At 72.6% G+C, this 16,961-nt stretch carries 16 protein-coding genes and 2 pseudogenes; 4 read left to right on the forward strand and 14 right to left on the reverse strand.

The features are described from left to right. Positions 1-38: 38 nt before the first annotated feature. Positions 39-1,022, reverse strand: coding sequence for a zinc-binding alcohol dehydrogenase (locus H8R17_RS05085; protein ID WP_187821903.1), 984 nt, complete (start codon positions 1,020-1,022; stop codon positions 39-41). A 108-nt stretch (positions 1,023-1,130) separates the two neighbouring features. On the opposite strand from H8R17_RS05085, the gene H8R17_RS05090 reads away from it, so the two are divergent. Continuing rightward, positions 1,131-1,889 (forward strand): CDP-alcohol phosphatidyltransferase family protein, encoded by a 759-nt coding sequence (locus H8R17_RS05090; protein ID WP_187821904.1) that lies wholly within the window; start codon positions 1,131-1,133, stop codon positions 1,887-1,889. Between the two features lie 352 nt (positions 1,890-2,241). Here the strand turns inward: H8R17_RS05090 and H8R17_RS05095 are convergent, their stop codons facing one another. Genes H8R17_RS05095 through H8R17_RS05110 form a run of 4 tightly spaced genes read right to left on the reverse strand, consistent with a single transcriptional unit; the run spans position 2,242 to position 7,283 of the window. Beyond that, positions 2,242-3,471: an MFS transporter gene (locus tag H8R17_RS05095; RefSeq protein WP_187821905.1), complete on the reverse strand. Its 1,230-nt coding sequence runs from the start codon at positions 3,469-3,471 to the stop codon at positions 2,242-2,244. Then, the gene (locus H8R17_RS05100) at positions 3,468-5,243 is read right to left on the reverse strand and encodes an ABC transporter permease subunit (protein WP_187821906.1); all 1,776 of its coding nucleotides are present in this window, start codon (positions 5,241-5,243) and stop codon (positions 3,468-3,470) included. The genes H8R17_RS05095 and H8R17_RS05100 overlap by 4 nt, the downstream gene beginning before the upstream one ends. Positions 5,244-5,246: 3 nt before the next feature. Continuing rightward, positions 5,247-6,743 (reverse strand): ABC transporter substrate-binding protein, encoded by a 1,497-nt coding sequence (locus H8R17_RS05105; protein WP_187821907.1) that lies wholly within the window; start codon positions 6,741-6,743, stop codon positions 5,247-5,249. 3 nt (positions 6,744-6,746) lie between these two features. Continuing rightward, a complete protein-coding gene (locus H8R17_RS05110) occupies positions 6,747-7,283 on the reverse strand; it encodes a GNAT family N-acetyltransferase (RefSeq protein ID WP_187821908.1) in 537 nt (178 codons plus the stop codon). A 185-nt stretch (positions 7,284-7,468) separates the two neighbouring features. Here H8R17_RS05110 and H8R17_RS05115 point away from each other — a divergent pair, with 185 nt between their 5' ends. Both H8R17_RS05115 and H8R17_RS05120 read left to right on the forward strand, forming a co-directional pair. Then, complete coding sequence (locus H8R17_RS05115) at positions 7,469-8,437, forward strand: ATP-binding protein (RefSeq protein WP_187821909.1); 969 nt, start codon at positions 7,469-7,471, stop codon at positions 8,435-8,437. Between the two features lie 80 nt (positions 8,438-8,517). Next, positions 8,518-8,910: an SCO5389 family protein gene (locus H8R17_RS05120; RefSeq protein WP_187821910.1), complete on the forward strand. Its 393-nt coding sequence runs from the start codon at positions 8,518-8,520 to the stop codon at positions 8,908-8,910. A gap of 17 nt (positions 8,911-8,927) precedes the next feature. Here the strand turns inward: H8R17_RS05120 and H8R17_RS46370 are convergent, their stop codons facing one another. The 8 genes and pseudogenes from H8R17_RS46370 to H8R17_RS05155 all read right to left on the reverse strand — a co-directional run bounded on the left by H8R17_RS46370 (position 8,928) and on the right by H8R17_RS05155 (position 14,822). After that, complete coding sequence (locus H8R17_RS46370; protein WP_262505021.1) at positions 8,928-9,062, reverse strand: hypothetical protein; 135 nt, start codon at positions 9,060-9,062, stop codon at positions 8,928-8,930. Positions 9,063-9,429: 367 nt separating this feature from the next. Then, a pseudogene (locus H8R17_RS05125) lies at positions 9,430-10,383 on the reverse strand (thiamine pyrophosphate-dependent enzyme); the annotation flags it as partial. A gap of 229 nt (positions 10,384-10,612) precedes the next feature. Next, complete coding sequence (locus tag H8R17_RS05130) at positions 10,613-11,716, reverse strand: FAD-dependent oxidoreductase (protein WP_187821911.1); 1,104 nt, start codon at positions 11,714-11,716, stop codon at positions 10,613-10,615. A gap of 186 nt (positions 11,717-11,902) precedes the next feature. Beyond that, positions 11,903-12,505 carry a DinB family protein gene (locus H8R17_RS05135; RefSeq protein WP_187821912.1) on the reverse strand — a complete coding sequence of 201 codons (603 nt, stop codon included), beginning with the start codon at positions 12,503-12,505 and terminating at the stop codon, positions 11,903-11,905. A gap of 111 nt (positions 12,506-12,616) precedes the next feature. Further along, positions 12,617-13,219: a hypothetical protein gene (locus H8R17_RS05140; RefSeq protein ID WP_187821913.1), complete on the reverse strand. Its 603-nt coding sequence runs from the start codon at positions 13,217-13,219 to the stop codon at positions 12,617-12,619. A gap of 224 nt (positions 13,220-13,443) precedes the next feature. Continuing rightward, entirely contained in the window at positions 13,444-13,725 is a 282-nt protein-coding gene (locus H8R17_RS05145; protein WP_187821914.1) for a zinc-ribbon domain-containing protein, read from the reverse strand. 60 nt (positions 13,726-13,785) lie between these two features. Next, positions 13,786-14,484: a cation transporter gene (locus H8R17_RS05150; protein ID WP_187821915.1), complete on the reverse strand. Its 699-nt coding sequence runs from the start codon at positions 14,482-14,484 to the stop codon at positions 13,786-13,788. Positions 14,485-14,486: 2 nt separating this feature from the next. Further along, positions 14,487-14,822, reverse strand: coding sequence for a helix-turn-helix transcriptional regulator (locus H8R17_RS05155; protein ID WP_187821916.1), 336 nt, complete (start codon positions 14,820-14,822; stop codon positions 14,487-14,489). Between the two features lie 90 nt (positions 14,823-14,912). Between H8R17_RS05155 and H8R17_RS46375 the strand changes: the two are divergent. Then, positions 14,913-15,155: pseudogene (locus H8R17_RS46375) on the forward strand (CBS domain-containing protein); the annotation flags it as partial. Positions 15,156-15,337: 182 nt separating this feature from the next. Here H8R17_RS46375 and H8R17_RS05160 read toward each other — a convergent pair. After that, on the reverse strand, positions 15,338-16,870 hold the full coding sequence (locus H8R17_RS05160) for a flotillin family protein (protein WP_187821917.1): 1,533 nt from the start codon (positions 16,868-16,870) through the stop codon (positions 15,338-15,340). Positions 16,871-16,961 lie beyond the last annotated feature (91 nt).

The raw sequence follows: 16,961 nt of genomic DNA on the forward strand, positions 1-16,961 counted from the left end.
TGTCGTACCGGATTGAACGTACCGGATTGAGCGAATCGTCAACCGTTGCCCGGGTACCGCACCCGGTGGCACAGGGCGGGGATCTCGCCGGACGCCAGCTTGGGCAGCACGACCGGCAGGTCCTCGAACGCGCACTCTCCGGTGACGAGGGCGTCGAGGGCAGGGTCGGCGAGCAGGTCGAGGGCGAGCGCGAGCCGGTCGGCGTAGCCGCGACCGGGGCGGCCGGCCGGGGAGACGGTACCGACCTGGCTGCTGCGCACGGTCAGCCGCCGGGAGTGGAAGGCCTCGCCGAGCGGGAGGCTGACCCTGCGGTCGCCGTACCAGCTCAGTTCGACGACGGTGCCCTCAGCGGCCAGCAATTCGAGTGCCCTGCTCAGGCCCTGTTCGGTGGCGCTGGCGTGCACGACCAGGTCGCAGTCGCCGAGGGCGTCGGCGGGCACGGCGAAGTCGATGCCGAGGACCTTCGCGGTCTCGGCGCGGGCCGGGTCGGCGTCGACGAGCTGGAGGCGTACGCCGGGGAAACGGGCCAGCAGGGCGGCGACCGAGCAGCCGACCATGCCGCCGCCGACCACCGCGATCCGGTCGCCGACCAGGGGCGCGGCGTCCCACAGGGCGTTCACGGCGGTCTCCACGGTGCCGGCCAGCACGGCCCGCTCGGCGGGCACGCCGTCCGGCACCGGGGTGACGGCGCTCGCCGGGACGACATAGCGGGTCTGGTGCGGGTAGAGGCAGAAGACCGTACGGCCGAGCAGCGCCTCGGGGCCCTCTTCGACGACTCCGACGTTCAGGTAGCCGTATTTCACCGGGGCGGGGAACTCGCCCTCCTGGAAGGGTGCGCGCATGGCCGCGTGCTGGCTCTCGGGGACGCCGCCGCGGAAGACGAGCGTCTCCGTGCCGCGGCTCACGCCGGAGAACAGGGTGCGGACCAGCACCTCGTCCGGGCCGGGTCCGGGCAGGTCCGCGTCGCGGATCCCGCCTCGGCCAGGCGAGTATAGCCAGAACGCACGTGCGGTGCGCTTCATCGGAATCCTCCTGAACGATCGGGAAGCTGCACACGTACCGAGGGGTGCACAGGCCGCGCACAAGGTAGCGGCGTTGATCGACTCTGTCACACGGCCGGAGGATGTTCGGTGGCCCTGAACAGTACTTACGACGCAAGGCTCGTACAGCAGGAGACCGCCCTGGGGGCGGGCGTGCAGATCCTGTTGCTGGCCCTGCTCGGCACGGCGATCGGCATGGGGCCGGCGGGCTGGCTGTCCGGGCTCGCGTTCGCGATCGCCACCTGGGCGGTGCTCTCCCGGGCCCTGCACCGCTCCCGGCTGCGCTCCTTCGGCCCCGCCAACCGGGTCACCCTCGGCCGCGCCACCCTGGTGGGCGGCGTTACGGCGCTGGTCGCGGACTCCTTCCAGGACTCGCCGCCCGTCTCGCTCCTGGTCGGCCTGACGGCCGTGGCCCTGATCCTCGACGGCGTCGACGGCAAGGTCGCCCGCCGCACGGGGACGTCGACGCCGCTGGGGGCGCGCTTCGACATGGAGGTCGACGCGTTCCTGATCCTGGTGCTCAGCGTGTACGTGGCCACGCAGCTCGGCCCGTGGGTGCTGCTCATCGGCTCGATGCGGTACGTCTTCGTCGCCGCGGCCCGCGCGTGGCCGTGGCTCAACACCCCGCTGCCGCCCAGCACCGCCCGCAAGACGGTTGCCGCCCTCCAGGGCGTACTCCTGCTGCTGGCGGGCGCCCAGCTCCTGCCCCACGCGGCCAACTTCGCGGTGGCGGCCCTGGCCCTGGCCCTCCTGGTGTGGTCCTTCGGCCGCGACGTCCTGTGGCTGTGGCGCACGTCCCGAGTCCTGCGGGTACCCGCGGAGAAGGTACGCGAGCTGGTCGCCGGGTGACATCGGCTCGTACGCGAGCGAGTCGCCGGGAGATCCGAGTCGGCGCGCCAGCCGGCCGCCGTTGCCCCGCCAGTCGGCGATGGCGCGCAACGTTGCCGCAAGCCGCGGCACACCTACCGCAACCTGCGCGGGCCGCACCCGACGACAGCACACAACCACGTCCGCAACCGCAGGCACGCATACCCCACCCCACCCACCCGCACCCAACGACGGCGCGCAACCGTGTCCGTAACCGCGGGCGTGCGTGCCGCCTGGGGCGGCATGGTGGGCGCGGCGGCACCCCGTCAGCGCCGGGCTGCGCACCCAACCCCCGGCCCGCAGGAACACCGGGCACCCGGTGAACACCGCACTGTCATCGACCGCGCGGCAGCAGCACCACCGCCGCGGCAGGCACGGCAGCCAGGACCAGCCACGGCACGGCCGGCGGCAGCCCCGCGTCGAGCAGCGTGCCGCTCGCCGAGCTGCCGAGCAGCACGATCAGACCGGAGACCGAGGACAGCGCCCCGGTGTACAGCCCGAGCCGCCCCTCCTCGGCCAGATCGGGCACCCAGGCCCGGGCGACCGGCGCGACGAGCATCTGGCCGAAGGTGAGCAGGACGACGAACCCGGCCGCCGGCAGCAGCCCGGCCGTACCGGTCCAGCCCGCGGGGCGAGCCGCCGCGACGACCGCGAACCCGGCCGCGATGAGCAGCAGCCCCGCCACCATGGACCGGCGCAGCTCCAGCCGCTCCCCCACCCACCGCGTGACCGGCAGCTGCGCGGTCACCACCAGCAGCGAGGACAGCGCGAACAGCCAGGCCAGCGGCGCCTGCGAGCCCGCCGCACGCTCCACCTCGTCGGGCAGGGCCAGGTAGAGCTGGTTGTAGGCGAGCAGATAGGCACCGTAGGCGCAGCACAGCGCGAGGAAGCGGCGGTTGCGCAGCAGCAGCCGCAGCCCGCCCCCGGCCCTGGTGCGCGGCCGGCCGGGGATGTGCTGCGGCAGCAGCCAGACGTGTCCGGCGAGGACGAGCACGAAGATGCCGGCCCCGGCCAGGCACGCCACGCGGAAGTCGACCCCCAGCAGCAGCGCGCCGAGCAGCGGCCCGACGAACGCCCCCGCCTGCCCCGCGACCGTGAACAGCGCCAGCACCCGGGTACGGGAGCCGCCGCCGGCCTCCTCCCAGACCACGGCCTGCCGGGCGACCTCGGACTCGACGGCCGGGGAGAACAGCGCGGCGGCGAACCCGATCAGCAGCACCGCCCCGATGACCGACCAGGTCTCGTCGGCGTACCCGAGCCAGCCGAACCCGGCGATGCGCAGCACGCAGCCCGCGAGCACGACGGGCCGGATGCCGTACCGGTCGGCCAGCGCGCCGCCCACCACGAACAGACCCTGCTGGCTGAAGGTGCGCAGCCCGAGCACGAAGCCGACCAGCCAGCCCGCCATGCCGATGGCCTGACCGAGGTGTTCGGACAGGAAGGGCAGGACGGCGTAGAAGCCGACGTTGAAGGCGAGCTGGGTGAGGATCAGCAGCCGCAGCAGGGGTGACAGGCGACTCCGGCCGGGCGACTCCTTGCGCAGTCCGGTCGTCAGGGACGTCATCGGGCTCCCACCAATTTCCTTGCAGGTGACGGACCGTCGGACTCCGCCAGGGGCTTGGCGCGGCGGGCCCGCCGCGGCAGCCGTATCCCGCCTGCCGCCGTCACCGCGAGCGCGCCGAGCAGGGCGAGGACGGCGGCGGGGGCGAGCACGGACCAGGGGGCGCGCTCGGCGTAGGGCTGGTTCTCGGCGAGCAGCAGGCCCCACTCCGGGGACGGCGGCTGCGCGCCGAGGCCGAGGAAGCCCAGCGAGGCGAGGGCGAGGGCGACGCCGGGCACCCGCAGCAGGGCGTGGCGGGTGACCGGCGGCAGGACGGCGGGCAGCAGTTCGTGGCGCAGCAGGTACCAGCGGCCCGCGCCCAGGCCGCGGGTGACGGTGAGGTGCAGGGCGGCGCGTTCCTGGCGCAGCAGCGAGGACGTGTGCGCGGTGAGCGCGGCCCAGGAGACGGCGGTGACGGCGAGCGCGGGCGTGCCGGGTCCGCTGCCGGCGACCGCGGTGACCAGCAGCGCGACCAGGACCGGCGGTACGGCGTTGACGGTGTCGGCGAGCGGCCCGGACAGCCGGGGTACGAGCCCCAGCAGGACGCCGACGACCAGGGCCGCGGCGCTGGTCGCGAGGGCGAGCAGCAGGGTGTCGAGGGCGCCGTGGCCGACCCGGGCGAGCATGTCCCGGCCGAGCGCGTCGGTGCCGAAGGGGTGCTCCCAGGCGGGGGCTTCGAGGCGGGCGCCGGTGTTCAGCGTGTGCGGGTCGCGGGGCAGGCCGAGGGCGATGACGACGATGAGCAGTCCGCCGTAGACGAACGGCAGGATCCCGCGGGCCGGTGGCATGGGCCGGTGCAGGGTGGGCAGGGCGCCGTCGCGCAGGGCGGGGCCGATCAGCAGGCGGGCCGCGAGGCGTCTGAGCGCCGAGGTCCCGGCGGCGAGCAGGACCAGCAGGAGGGTGCCCGCCTGGAGCACGGGCAGGTCCTGGGCGAGGGCGGCCTGGAGGGTGGTGCGGCCGAGACCGGGGATGTCGAAGATCTGCTCCACCGCGACGGAACCGCCCGTCAGGCCGATGACGAACAGCCCGAAGTTGGGCAGCAGCGCGGGCACGCAGCGGCGCAGCGACTTTCGGGCGATGGCCCGGCCGGGCAGTCCGCGCGCGGCGGCGGCCGCCGCCCAGGGCTCGGCGAAGGCGCAGGGCAGCAGGTCGTCGAGGAGCCGCCCGAGCACGGCCCCGGCGGGCAGGCCGAGGGCGAGCGCGGGCAGCACCGTCCACTTCGGGCCGTACCAGCCGAGGGCGGGCAGCCAGCCGAGCTGGACGCCGACGACGGTGGCCAGCACGGAGGCGACGAGGAACTCCGGCAGTGCGGCGATGGCCGCGGAGCCGCTGCCGCTCCTGCGGGACTGTCCGCCCGTCCGGAGGGTGCGGGCGCACACGAGTCCGGCGGTGAGGACGGCGACCACGAGGGCCACCGCCATCAGCAGCAGCGAGACGCCCAGCGCCTGGAGCACCGCGGGCATGACCTCGCTGCCGGAGAGCCACGACCGTCCGGCGTCGCCGCGCGCCAGACCGGTCAGCCACTGCCCGAGCAGGTGCAACGGGCCGTCGTCCAGCCCCAGTCGGGCACGGATGTCGGCCAGGACCTCGGGCGTGGGATCGCGGTCGGCCGACCGGGCCTTGAGCACGGTCAGCGCCGGGTCCGTGTGCGTGAGCCACGGCAGCAAGCCGATCCCGCACACCAGGGCCGCCGCGAGCAGTGCACGCCACAGGACCGTGGCCGAGTGGTGCCGCATGGGTCAGCGTCGCGTTCCGGCGCCGACCAGGGCGCGCTCGTACGGGTCGAGGAGCACGCCCCGTACCCCGGTGGAGACGCCGACAATGATCCCCTGGTGGGCCAGCGGCACGACGGCGTCGGTGCCGAGGATCGCCGCCTCGGCGGCCATGGCGGCGTCCTGCCGCTTGCCGGTGTCGTCGGTGCCCTCGGCCTTCGTGACGGCCGAGTCGACCTTCCTGTCGCACAGCTGGGCCAGGTTGTAGCCGCCGTCGCAGGTGTAGTCGCCGGCGAGCACGCCGACCGGGTCGCCGGTGTCCACCAGGCTGTTGCGGGCCCCGATGAACGCGTCGAACCTGCCGTCCAGCGCGTCGTTCTCGAGCCGCGAGTACTCGCGCACCTCCAGCTCGACCTTGAAGCCGGCCTTCTGGAGCTGCTGTTGCACGACCTGGGCGACCTCGGGCAGTTCGGGCCGGTTGTCGTAGGTGGCGAGGGTGATCGTCGTGCCGGCGGGCCGGGCGGGCCGGGCGCGTCCGGCGGGCCGGGCGCGCTTGCCCTCGGCCCAGGTCACGGCGGGCCCGTAGATGCCGGCGCCGGGGTCGGCGTACCCCTCGAAGACGTCCTCGGCGATCGCGGACGTGTCGACGGCCGTACGCGCGGCGGCGCGCAATTTCGGGTCCTTGAAGGGGCCGGAGGCGGTGTTGAGCTGCAGGCTGGTGGTGCGGGTGGTGGCGGTCTCCTTCAGGGTGGACTTGTCGAGGGCGGCGGCCTGGGCGACGGGGATCGCCTCCGCGATGTCGACCTCGCCGGTGCGCAGGGCGTTGGCGCGGGCCGTGCCGTCCTTGATGAAGCGCGCGTCGATGCCGGGGGCCTGGGCACGGCCGCCCCAGTAGTCGTCGTAGCGGTCGAGGCCGGCGGACGTGGCGCCGTTCAACTCGGTCAGTTCGAAGGGTCCGGTGGCGGTGCCGGCGGGGTCGGCGTCGCCCTGCTTGTCGTAGGCCTTCGGCGCGAGAATCGCCAGGCTCGGGCTGGACAGGCGCATCGGCAGCACCGGGTCGGGTGCACCGGTGGTGATGCGTACGGCGCGGCTGCCGTCAGCCTTCGCGGTGAGGGTGACGCCCAAGAGCGCGGCGGGCACGGGCTTGGCCCGCGTGGCCCGGGCGAGGGAGTCGGACACAGCGGCCGGGGTGACGGCCGTGCCGTCCTGGAAGGTGGCCTCGCGCAGGGTGAACTCCCAGGTGCGGGCGTTCTCCCGGCGCCAGGACTCGGCGAGTGCGGGGGCGGCGGCGCCGTTGGCGTCCAGGGCGGTCAGACCCTCAGTGACGCCGAGGCGGCTCAGGAGCGTGGCGTCCGCGCCGTACGGCGAGAGCCCCTCGGCAGGCGGGAAGGCGAGGGCGACCCGCAGCCGGGAGCCGCCCTGGGCGCCGTCACCCGAGGACGCCTCGCCGCCGGAGGCAAAGCAGCCGGTGAGCAGCGGGGCGGCGGCGAGCGCGGCGAGTAGGCGGCGGCTGAGAGAGCGCATCGGTCACCGTTCCATCGGTATGTCGAAGTGGACGACGCCGTTTCCGCCGTCCGGGTCCTCGCGTTCGTCGTGCACGACCTTGCCGAGCGACCGCCAGAGGTCCTCGGCGCCCGGGACGGACGGGTCGGTGTGCAGATATACGGCGCGGTAGCCTCCGTCGGCCGCGGCGAACTCCAGCAGCCGGTCGACCATGCGCCGGGCCAGGCCCCGCCTGCGGTGCCCGGGACGGACGTACACGCGGCGCAGCTGCGCGGTCTCGCCGCAGGGGTAGCGCTCGGCGAGGTGGCGCGGGTTCGGCGGGTGCGCCGGGCCGCGGGAGTCCAGGGCGGCGGTGGCCACGATCTCCCCGTCGCGCGGGTCGCACGCGACCAGGAGGGTGTGGCGGGGCGGGGCGAGGTAGACGGCGGCCGGGTCGATGATGTCGGCGTGCCAGCGGGGCACGTAGCCGGTACCGAAGTCGCGGTAGACGGTGTCGAGCATCACGGCCCGCGCACCGTCGAGGTCTTCCGGGCTCGCCGCCCTGATGCTGTAGTCACGCACTTGCACATCATATGCATTAAGTAGAACCGGTCGATCAACCCGGCCGCGGAACCCGCTGATCGCAGGGTGATCGACGACCGGGCCGCCACACCCCAAATGACGTGCTCCTCAGACGATTTGACACCGCTCCCGGCACCCCCTAAACCTAGCCACATGACATCCATTTTCAAAAACGCGGAGCGGTCATGAGGATCGCGTTCGTCGGCAAGGGCGGCAGCGGGAAGACGACGCTGTCGGCGCTCTTCTCCCGCCATCTGGCGCGGTCCGGCGCGCCGGTCCTCGCCATCGACGGCGACATCAACCAGCACCTGTCCGAGGCGCTCGCCCCCGAGGCCGAGGAACCGTTCACCTCTCCTCCCCTGGGCGCGCACCTGGGCGAGATCAAGGACCACCTGCGCGGCAGCAACCCGCGGATCACCTCCCGCGACGCGATGATCAAGACGACCCCGCCCGGCCGCGGCTCCCGCCTGCTGCGGCTGCTCGGCGACGACGAGCTGCACGCGCGGCACGTCGGCCGGGCGGGCGGTGTGCCGCTGATGGTGACGGGCGAGTTCGACGAAAGCGACCTGGGCGTGGCCTGCTACCACTCCAAACTGGGCGCGGTCGAGCTGTACCTCGGGCACCTCGTCGACGGCCCCGGCGAGTACGCGGTGGTCGACATGACGGCGGGCGCGGACGCGTTCGCCTCCGGCCTGTTCACGCGCTTCGACATGACGTTCCTGGTGGCGGAGCCCACCCGCAAGGGCGTCTCCGTCTACCGCCAGTACCGGGACCACGCCGAGCAGTTCGGCATCCGGATCGCGGTCATCGGCAACAAGGTGACCTGCGAGGACGATCTGCTCTTCCTCAAGGAGGAGGTGGGGGACGACCTCCTGACCCACCTCGTGCACTCCTCCTGGGTGCGCGCGGCCGAACAGGGCCGTGCCGAGGGCGGCCTCGACACCCTGGACTCCCTGGAGCCGCACAACCGGCACGCCCTGAACGTGCTGCGCGAGGCCGTCGACTCCCACCCCCGTGACTGGGAGCGCCTGCACCGCCACGCCGTCGAGTTCCACCTGCGCAACGCCCGCGCCTGGGCCGACGACCGCACGGGCCAGGACCTGGCCGGCCAGGTCGACCCCGACTTCGTACCGGGCCCGGCGGCGCTGACCTGACCACACCGCTGTCCCCCGCTTTCAGCACACCTCTTCAGCACCTGCCCAAGCACCAACGCAAGACAGGACACCCCTTACCCATGTCTCTCGACGTCTCCCCGACGCTCCTCGCCGAAGCCGAGCACGGTGACATCCGCGAGGAGGACTTCGTGGACACCGTCCGCACGTCCCTCCCCTACGCCTACGACCTGATCGCCTCCCTCGCGGCCGGCCTGCGCGACGGCAAGGCCGAGTTCACCGACAACCAGACGCCTCCCCCGTCCGAGAAGGAGCGCGGCCAGCTGCTGCGCGCCCTCGCCAGCGACGCGATCCGCGGCAGCCTGGAGCGCCACTTCGGCGTGACGCTGGCCTTCCAGAACTGCCACCGGGTGGCGGCCTTCCGCCCCGAGTCCCGGGAGAGCGAGACGTACGCGAAGTTCACCTCGGTGCGCTCCCAGGTGCTCAACCAGTCCCCGGAGTTCCGCGACTGCTGAGCCACACGTCCACACGTCTACTCGACGCCTGCCGCGTCGAGTAGACGTACGGCGAAGCGGTCTGCGTCCACCGCCGGTTCCAGGGCCAGCCGGCCGGCCACGACCACCCCGTACAGCACATGGTCAAGCGCGATGACAACGCGCCACAGCACCTTCCGCTGCTGCGCCTGCTCGATGCCGAGAAGCGGAGCGAGCCCCATCTCGAAACCCAGCCAGATTGCCAGTCCGTAGACCGCCCCTGTCCCCGGGAATCGACGGATCCGTGCGGGAAGAAGGCCGAAAGCCACGCCTCCACCGGCACCGTACGCCCAGTGGAGGAGCTCGGTCACGGCTCGGCGATGGTGCTCGTCCAAGCGCGAGAACGGACCTGGCGCATGCTTCTCCACGATCGCCTCCGGCGGAGTCCTCTCCCCGGGTGCCAGACCGGCCGCCACCGTGCGGCTGCCCGTCATCGCCATCGCGGCCACGAGGCCCCGGGCCCCGGGCCCCGGCACGGCTGATCGACGACCACGCCCTCTCCCGGTCCAGGTACCGCTTGACGGTGATCATCTCACTCATACCGTTCATCTGGAACGCGCCGTCCCCGACGAAGGCGATGACCGGCCGGTCGGGATACGCGAACCGGGCGGCGATCGCGTACGGCGTGCCGGGGCCCATCGTGGCCAGCGTCCCGGACAACGACGCCTGCATCCCCTTGCGCAGTTTCAGATGCCGCGCCCACCAGTGCGTGCCGGAGCCGGAGTCGGCGGTCACGATGGCGTCGTCCGGCAGCCGGGGCGAGAGCTGCGAGGCCACCGCCTGAGGATTGATCGTCCTTCCGAAGTGCTGGCCCGCCCGCTTCTCGCAGATCGCGTCCCACTCGGCGACGTCCTTCTCGATCTTCTCCCGCCAGCCGCGGTCCTCCTTGCGGTGCAGCAGCGGCACAAGAGCCTTGAGGGTCTCCTTCGCGTCCCCGACGAGGTGGGCGCCCTGCCCGATGATCATGGCGACTTTGCTGCCGGCGTTCAGGATGCCGGCCGCCCTGCGCAGCTCCCCCGCCTCGGGCAGGAGGCGCGGACGGCTCCAGCCGACGCTGGAGAACACCGAGCCGTGCTTCTTCGGCGGCGAGGGCTGGGCGTCCTCCTCCTGTACGTCGTTCGGGACGATGACCGTGGCGACGCCGCGGGTGGTGAGCGCGGTCTTGAACGCCCGGTCGATGACGTGCCGGGCCTGCGCCGGGTGCACGATCGTCTGGCAGAACTCGGAGACGTCCGCGAACAGCTGCTGGAGGGCGATCTCCTGCTGGTAATAGGCGCCCAGTGACAGCCGCTTCTGCTGGCCGACCACCGCGGCGACGGGCTGATGGTCCAGCTTGGCGTCGTACAGTCCGTTGAGCAGGTGCACCGCGGCGGGCCCCGACGTGGCGACGCAGCAGCCGACCTCGCCGGTGAACTTGGCGTGGGCGCACGCCATGAAGGCCGCCATCTCCTCATGCCCCGAACGGCCGCCGGCCCCGGGGACGCCGACGGTGCCGACGCCACCCGCCCGGCGGACGGCGTTCGCGACAAACGGGTCAGGGCGGTTTCAGGCGTCCTCGTGCCGGGTGACTTTTGGTTCCACCACGCGGTACGAGACGGCATGTACGCGCAGCCCCCGCCCGCAGACCACGAAGGGCCCCCAGGCGGACCGCGTCCGCCCCATCGTCGCCGAGCGCTGACGCGGCTCAGGCCGCCGTGTAACCCAACTGCCGCCGCATGTACGGCGTCATGAGGGTCTTCGCCTTGGCAACGGTCGTCGTACGGCCGCCCAGCACCGCACCGCCGCCGAACACGGGCACGACCGTCAGCCCGTCGGCGGAGCCGAACGGCACGATGAGCGGGCTGCGGTGGAGGGGCCGGTAGGAGCGGGGCTGCTTGCGGTGCCGGCCGGAACTGGTCAGGAAGGCACGGATGTTGTGGGCGGCGAGGTCCGCCTGGGCGATCGCGGCGGGGGTGATCTTCGGCTCGCTGATGTCGTTCACGTCGCCCACCGCGAACACGTCCAGCCGGCCGTCGACCCGGAGCATCCGGTCGACCTTCACGTGCCCGGACGCGTTCAGCCAGTCGCCCTGCCCGGCCAGGCGCAGCCACAGCGTGTTGGGGGTGGTGCCGGTCGCCCAGTAGGAGGCGTCGGCCTCGATGACGGTGCCGTGGGCGTCGCGGTAGGTGCCGAAGTCGTTGCCGGGGGACATGAAGGCGTCGAGCCGTACCTCCACGTCGTGCGACTCCAGCCAGGCGCGGGCCTTGCGGCCGGCCCGCTCGCTGCCCGTGGAGTGCAGCAGGACCGGCCCCGAGTGGGCGAGGGTGACCTTGGCCTCGGGCCGGGCGAGGCGGATCTCGGCGCTGAGTTCGACGCCGGAGGGGCCGCCGCCGACGACGAGTACGTGACCGGCGGTGGCGATGTTCCGCTGGTGTTCGGCGAACGACTTGGCCGCCTCCTCGACGGTGGTGCCGGTGAAGCGGGCCGGTTCGGGGTAGTCGGCGCCGGTGGCGATCACCACCACGTCGTACGGGATCCGGTCGCCCGTGGCCAGGACCACCTGCCGCTCGGCGGTGTCGACGCGGACCACCTTGCCCATCACGACACTGCCGTTGGGCAGCAGCCGGTCGTACGGGATGAAGGGGGTCGTCGACCACTCCGGATGCACGCCCGCGCGCAGGGAGGCGATGCGGTGGAAGAAGACCTCCTTGCGGTCCACGAGTGTGACCCGCGCCGTCGCGTCGAGCCGTTTCGCCAGCCGTACACCGGCGTAGCCGCCGCCGATCACCACTACGTCGCCGTCACGCACGCCGCTCTCCTGTGCCTGGTGGGGGGTGCGAGTGCCGCGGCGGGTGCAGGGCCGCCCTCGGCCACTCGATTGCCGGTGAGCGTAACGCTTGAGAATTAAAGAGCTGACGGGGTTCTGTGCGGATTCTGTGAAGTGAGGGGGCGAATGGGGCGACGATGTGCAGCTGCGCGACGCGTCCGGGGTAGGTCAGTCACGGGCGTCTGCCTCTCGCGCCGCGCGCTCCAGCCGGTCACGGTACCGCTCCCACCACGCCCGGTCCCCCGGCGGCAGGCTGGTGTTGCCCGGCAGCATGCCGACGCTGCCGTCGATCAGCTCGCGCAGGATGTCGGCGTGGCCGGCGTGCCGGTGGGTGTCGGCGATCATGCGCGCCAGGACGTGGTTCAGTGTCACCGCCCGCCGGCCCTCGGGCCACCACGGGACGTGGCCGATCGCGTCCAGCGGCAGCGCCTCGAACGTGCCGTTCGCGTGCTCCCACGCCCGGCGGTACAGCCCGACGATCTCCTCGCGCGACTCGTCGGGGGTGGCCCACATGTCCGCGCCCGGTTCGCCGTTCTCCCCGTACCACCCGGGCTGCGGCTCCTTGTCGAAGTACGGCCGCCCGAACGCGTCGCCGAAGTACCCCAGCTCCACTCCGGCGAGGTGCTTGACCAGGCCCAGCAGGTTCGTCCCGGTCGGCGTCATGGGGCGGCGCACGTCGTACTCGGACAGGCCGTCGAGCTTCCACAGCAGGGCGTCACGGCCGTCCTGCAGGTAACGGACCAGCTCCGCCTTCAGGTTCGGTTCAGTCATGACGGGCAGTCTCACATCCGCCACTGACAATCGGCACTTGACGCGGCGCCCGCCCGTGCAGACGGCCGGTGCCCGCAGCGGTGGCCGCCCCGGGCACCAACTGCCCGTCTGCTACATGCCGTCCCGCTTCATGGCGGCGACGATCTGGACGTGGCGGTCGGCCGCCGTGTTGGAGAACTCGTTCTCGTAGTTGAGGCCGTAGGGCCAGAAGTGCTGGCCGCCGGTGGAGATTTTGGCGTTCGGGCCGTCGAACTGCCGGACCAGGGCCGTGGCCTGCGCACCGCGCCAGGTGCCGCCGCCGGCGAGGGAGTTCCAGCCCGAGCTCAGACCCACGCCGACGGTGTGGGCTATCTCGTGCAGGGCGGTCCGCTCGGTCATGTAGCTGCGGTTGCTGCCGAAGCGGATCGTGCCGTTGAGGTTGGCGTCGGCGGTGGGCACGCCCGGCTCGTAGCGGACGGTGATGGCCTTGCCCAGGTCGCTGAGGTTGTTGTAGCGGGCCACGGCGGCGTTCATGGCCCGGGTGATCTGGTCGTAGGCGGTCCGCTGGTCCTCGGTGGGGCTGCCGGCCCGTTCGAGACGCCAGGTGATGTCGGCAGCCCCCACCCGCGCCTGCGGCGCGGCTGCGGGTGCGGTCTGCGGGGCGGCCTGCGCGATGCCGGGTCCGGCCAGCAGTGCGGCGGCCAGTGCGGCTACGACCGCCTTGTTGCGACTCATTGCGGGTTCCTCCTGTGGGGGGCGAGCGACACTCCGCACAATGTTCGACATGCCGAACACACGGGGGTGCCGCAGAAGAACAGGGGGTGGTGCGCGCGTCCCGGAAATCCGCGTGCGGGGATGCGTCGAACGGACTTTCCGCACGTGGCGGATACTCGCTGCCCAGCAAGTATCCAGGTGGCGGATGCGGAGTCAAGACGTCCCGCACGAACGGGACTTCGGCGTCAGGACTGGTACGGCTGCTGCTGCGGGTGACCCTGCGGGTGGCCGCCGGCGGCCTGGGCCTGGAGTTGTTCCGCCTGGTCCGCCGTCACCTTCTGTTCCGCGCCGCAGAAGGTGCACTGAGTCGTGTACTTCGTGGAGAGGGGGATCAGCGGTACGAAGAACAGCGTGAACTTCGTGACGCGCTTCCTGAGCGTGTGCGCGGCGGGGTTGCCGCAACTGCCGCACAGCAGCGTCAGTATCGCGAGCTGGTAGAGGTATCCCTTGGTGCCAAAGATGATCACGCCTTGGTCCTTCCCGGTCAGTGCCCTGCCGACACGGCGACGAGAGTCGCTGGCCGCACTCTAACCGTGGCAGCAGGCGCAGGCAGCCGTCCCGTCGGGGGCCGCCGTAGCGGCGGAGGGTGCGCAGCAGCCCTTGCCCTGCCAGGCGTCGCGGCCTTCCTTGATAGCGACGGCGGCGATGACGAGGGCGGCGACCGGGTCGGCCCAGGACCATCCCACCGTGGCGTTGAGGACCAGCCCGGCCAGCAGGACGGCGGACAGGTAGGTGCACAGCAGGGTCTGACGGGAGTCCGCGACGGCGGAGGCGGAGCCGAGTTCGCGTCCGGCGCGGCGCTGGGCGGCGGACAGCAGCGGCATGACGGCGAGGGAGAGGGCGGCGAGCACGATGCCGGGCAGGGAGGTTCCGGCCTCTCCGGGCCCCGCCAGAGCGCGTACGGCGTCCACGGCGACGTATGCGGCGAGGGCGAAGAAGGAGACGGCGATGATCCGCAGCGCCGTCCGCTCGCGCGCTTCCCGTACGGCGTGCTCGCGGGCGGAGAACTGCCAGGCGACCGCGGCGGCGGAGGACACCTCGATGACGGAGTCCAGGCCGAAGCCGATCAGGGCGGTGGAGGAGGCGAGGGCGCCGGCGGTGAGGGCGACGGCCGCCTCGACGGCGTTGTAGGCGATGGTGACGGCGACCAGCACCCGTATCCGGCGGGCGAGCGCGTCACGCCGGGCGGGGCCCGGGCCGAGGGAGAGGGACGCGTGCGTGGCCATGGTCAGCAGCACTCCTTCGTCGCCGAGTCCGGGCAGGTGCGGTCGGCCTCCACGGCGACCACGGCCGTGCGCAGGTCGTCGAGCGCGTGGGCGAGGCGTTCGTCGGCGAGCTCGTAGCGCGTACGGCGCCCGTCGGGCACGGTGACGACCAGACCGCAGTCACGCAGGCAGGCCAGGTGGTTGGACAGCCGCGTGCGCGAGACGCCCAGCGTGTCGGCGAGGTCGGCCGGGTAGGCGGGGGCCTCGCGCAGGGCGAGCAGGATGCGGCAGCGGATGGGGTCGGCGAGCGCGCGGCCGAACCGGACCAGCACTTCGATGTCGGAGGCAACAGTCAGCACACCCGGCGACAGTACACGGCATCCTGGATTCAGTAAATTCTGAACTGTAAGCCCGTGCAGTGGGACGTGACAGTGGGACGGGAGCCGATGGTGCGGGCACATGACCCGGCAGTGGAGTACGAGACGGTCGGCATCGACACCGACGCCCTGGACGTGGCGCGGCTGATGGCCGAGCACCGGCTGCCCGCCTCCCAGATGATCAAGGCGCTGGTGCCGGAGTACGTCATCGACGATCCCACGCTCGCCGCGGTCCCACTCGTGGCGGTCGTGGACCGCGACAAGGCCGGAGCACGACTGCTCGGCGTCATCACCGCCGCGCACCTGCTCCAGCGAACTCCTGGCCGCCGACTCCTGAGCCGGCCGGGCGGTCGTCCTCGTCAGTGCCGTGAGCGATCGCCCTGTATGCGCCGAGGAGCCGTCGTGATTCGGGAACGGGCCGCCGCGTTCCCCGGCCGGGAGCCGGGGCGGTTCGATGCCCGCCCCGGCTCCCGTGAAACCGTCGTCCGGCGACGTTGTCAGCCGGCGATCTCAATCTGTCCGTTGGCCTCGGCGGGCGCGGTGCCCGCGGGCGGGGTGGCGCCAGCCCGCCCGGTGAGGCCCTTGAGGAGCTCGGCGAGGTCGACTCCGGTGGTCGAGCCGAGGAGTTCGACGCCCTGAGCGACGTTGTCGGCGACCGCGCGCGACAGCCGGCTCGCCCCGTCCGTGGAGATCACCGTCATCTTGTCCACCGCGCTCAGCGGCTCGGACGCCTTGGCCACCACCTGCGGCAGCACCTCGACGAGCATCTGCAGCACGGCCGCGTCGCCGTACTGCGCGAACGCGTCGGCCTTCTTCTGCATCGCCTCGGCCTCGGCCGCGCCCTTCGCCCCGATCGCCGCCGCCTCGGCCTCGCCCTCCAGCCGCACCGCCTGCGCGATCGCCGCACGCCGCGACCGCTCCGCCTCACCCTGCTTCAGGCCCTCGATCGCCTCGGCCTCGGCCAGCGCGCTGCGGCGCTGCTTCTCACCCTCACCGGTCAGCCGCGCCCGCTCGGCCTCCGCCTGCGCGGCCGCGATCCCGGCCAGCCGCTCGGCCTCGGCCTGCTTCACCCGGGCCACCCGCCTGGCCTCCGCCTCCTGTTCGGCGGCGTACCGCTGGGCGTCGGCCGGCTTGCGGACCTGTGTGTCCAGCTGACGGTCGGTCAGCGCCGCCTGCCGCTCGGCGACTTTCTCCTGCTGGGAGAGGATCTCCTGCTGCCGGGCCGCCTCCGCCAGCGGTCCCGCAGCCGCCGCCCGGGCCGCGGCCTCATCGGTCTCGGCCTTGATCTCGGCCTGCTTCAGGGAGAAGGTCCGCTGCGCGACCGCGATCTCCTCCTCGGCCTTGAGCCGGGCCTGCTCGGCGGCACGCCGGGCGACCGCCTCGGCTATGTCCGCCTCCTGCTTGGCCCGCGCGGCCTCCGGGCGGCCCAGGTCCTCCAGGTAGGAGCCCTCGGTGGTGATGTCCTGGATCTGGAAGGCATCGAGCACCAGGCCCTGTCCGGACAGGCTCGCCTCCGCCTCCTCGGCCACCTGCCCGGCGAACGCGGCCCGGTCCCGGATGACGTCCTCCACCGACATCCGGCCCACGATCGCCCGCAGCGCGCCGGAGAGCACCTCCTGGGTGAAGCCGACGATGCCGTCCTGCTGCATCAGGAACCGCTGCGCGGCCGCCCGGATGGAGTCCTCGGTGCCGCCGACCTTGACGATCGCCACGCCCTCCAGGTGGGCCTTGACCCCGCGCAGGGTGACCGCGCCGCGCACCGCGACCGGGATGTGCCGCGAGGACAGATCGAGGGTGAACTTCTGCTGCACGAACGGCACGACGAACACGCCGCCGCCGACCACGACCTTCTGCCCGCTGTTGTCGGTGAAGATCCGTCCGGTCTCCGGATCGGTGGCCTTCTTGCCGCGCCGCCCGGTCACGATGAACGCCTCGCTCGGACCGGCCACCTTGTAGCGGGTGACGACGACCAGCGCGATCAGAACGAGGAGTACGACGACTCCTACAACGGCGATGGCGACTGAACTCATGATGATTTCCCCTCAGCCCTCCCCCGGAGGACGGCGAATCGGTAGATGTCACGCCGGTGCACGGCACCGGCTCGGCCCGTGCCGTGCGGTG

This window comes from Streptomyces sp. TRM68367, assembly GCF_014495685.1.
Lineage (GTDB): Bacteria > Actinomycetota > Actinomycetes > Streptomycetales > Streptomycetaceae > Streptomyces.

Coding starts and splice junctions, on each gene's coding strand:
- H8R17_RS05085 (WP_187821903.1), bottom strand. CDS start 1,022: ATGAAGCGCACCGCACGTGCGTTCTGGCTATACTCGCCTGGCCGAGGC.
- H8R17_RS05095 (WP_187821905.1), bottom strand. CDS start 3,471: ATGACGTCCCTGACGACCGGACTGCGCAAGGAGTCGCCCGGCCGGAGT.
- H8R17_RS05100 (WP_187821906.1), bottom strand. CDS start 5,243: ATGCGGCACCACTCGGCCACGGTCCTGTGGCGTGCACTGCTCGCGGCG.
- H8R17_RS05105 (WP_187821907.1), bottom strand. CDS start 6,743: ATGCGCTCTCTCAGCCGCCGCCTACTCGCCGCGCTCGCCGCCGCCCCG.
- H8R17_RS05115 (WP_187821909.1), top strand. CDS start 7,469: ATGAGGATCGCGTTCGTCGGCAAGGGCGGCAGCGGGAAGACGACGCTG.
- H8R17_RS05120 (WP_187821910.1), top strand. CDS start 8,518: ATGTCTCTCGACGTCTCCCCGACGCTCCTCGCCGAAGCCGAGCACGGT.
- H8R17_RS05135 (WP_187821912.1), bottom strand. CDS start 12,505: ATGACTGAACCGAACCTGAAGGCGGAGCTGGTCCGTTACCTGCAGGAC.
- H8R17_RS05140 (WP_187821913.1), bottom strand. CDS start 13,219: ATGAGTCGCAACAAGGCGGTCGTAGCCGCACTGGCCGCCGCACTGCTG.
- H8R17_RS05150 (WP_187821915.1), bottom strand. CDS start 14,484: ATGGCCACGCACGCGTCCCTCTCCCTCGGCCCGGGCCCCGCCCGGCGT.
- H8R17_RS05160 (WP_187821917.1), bottom strand. CDS start 16,870: ATGAGTTCAGTCGCCATCGCCGTTGTAGGAGTCGTCGTACTCCTCGTT.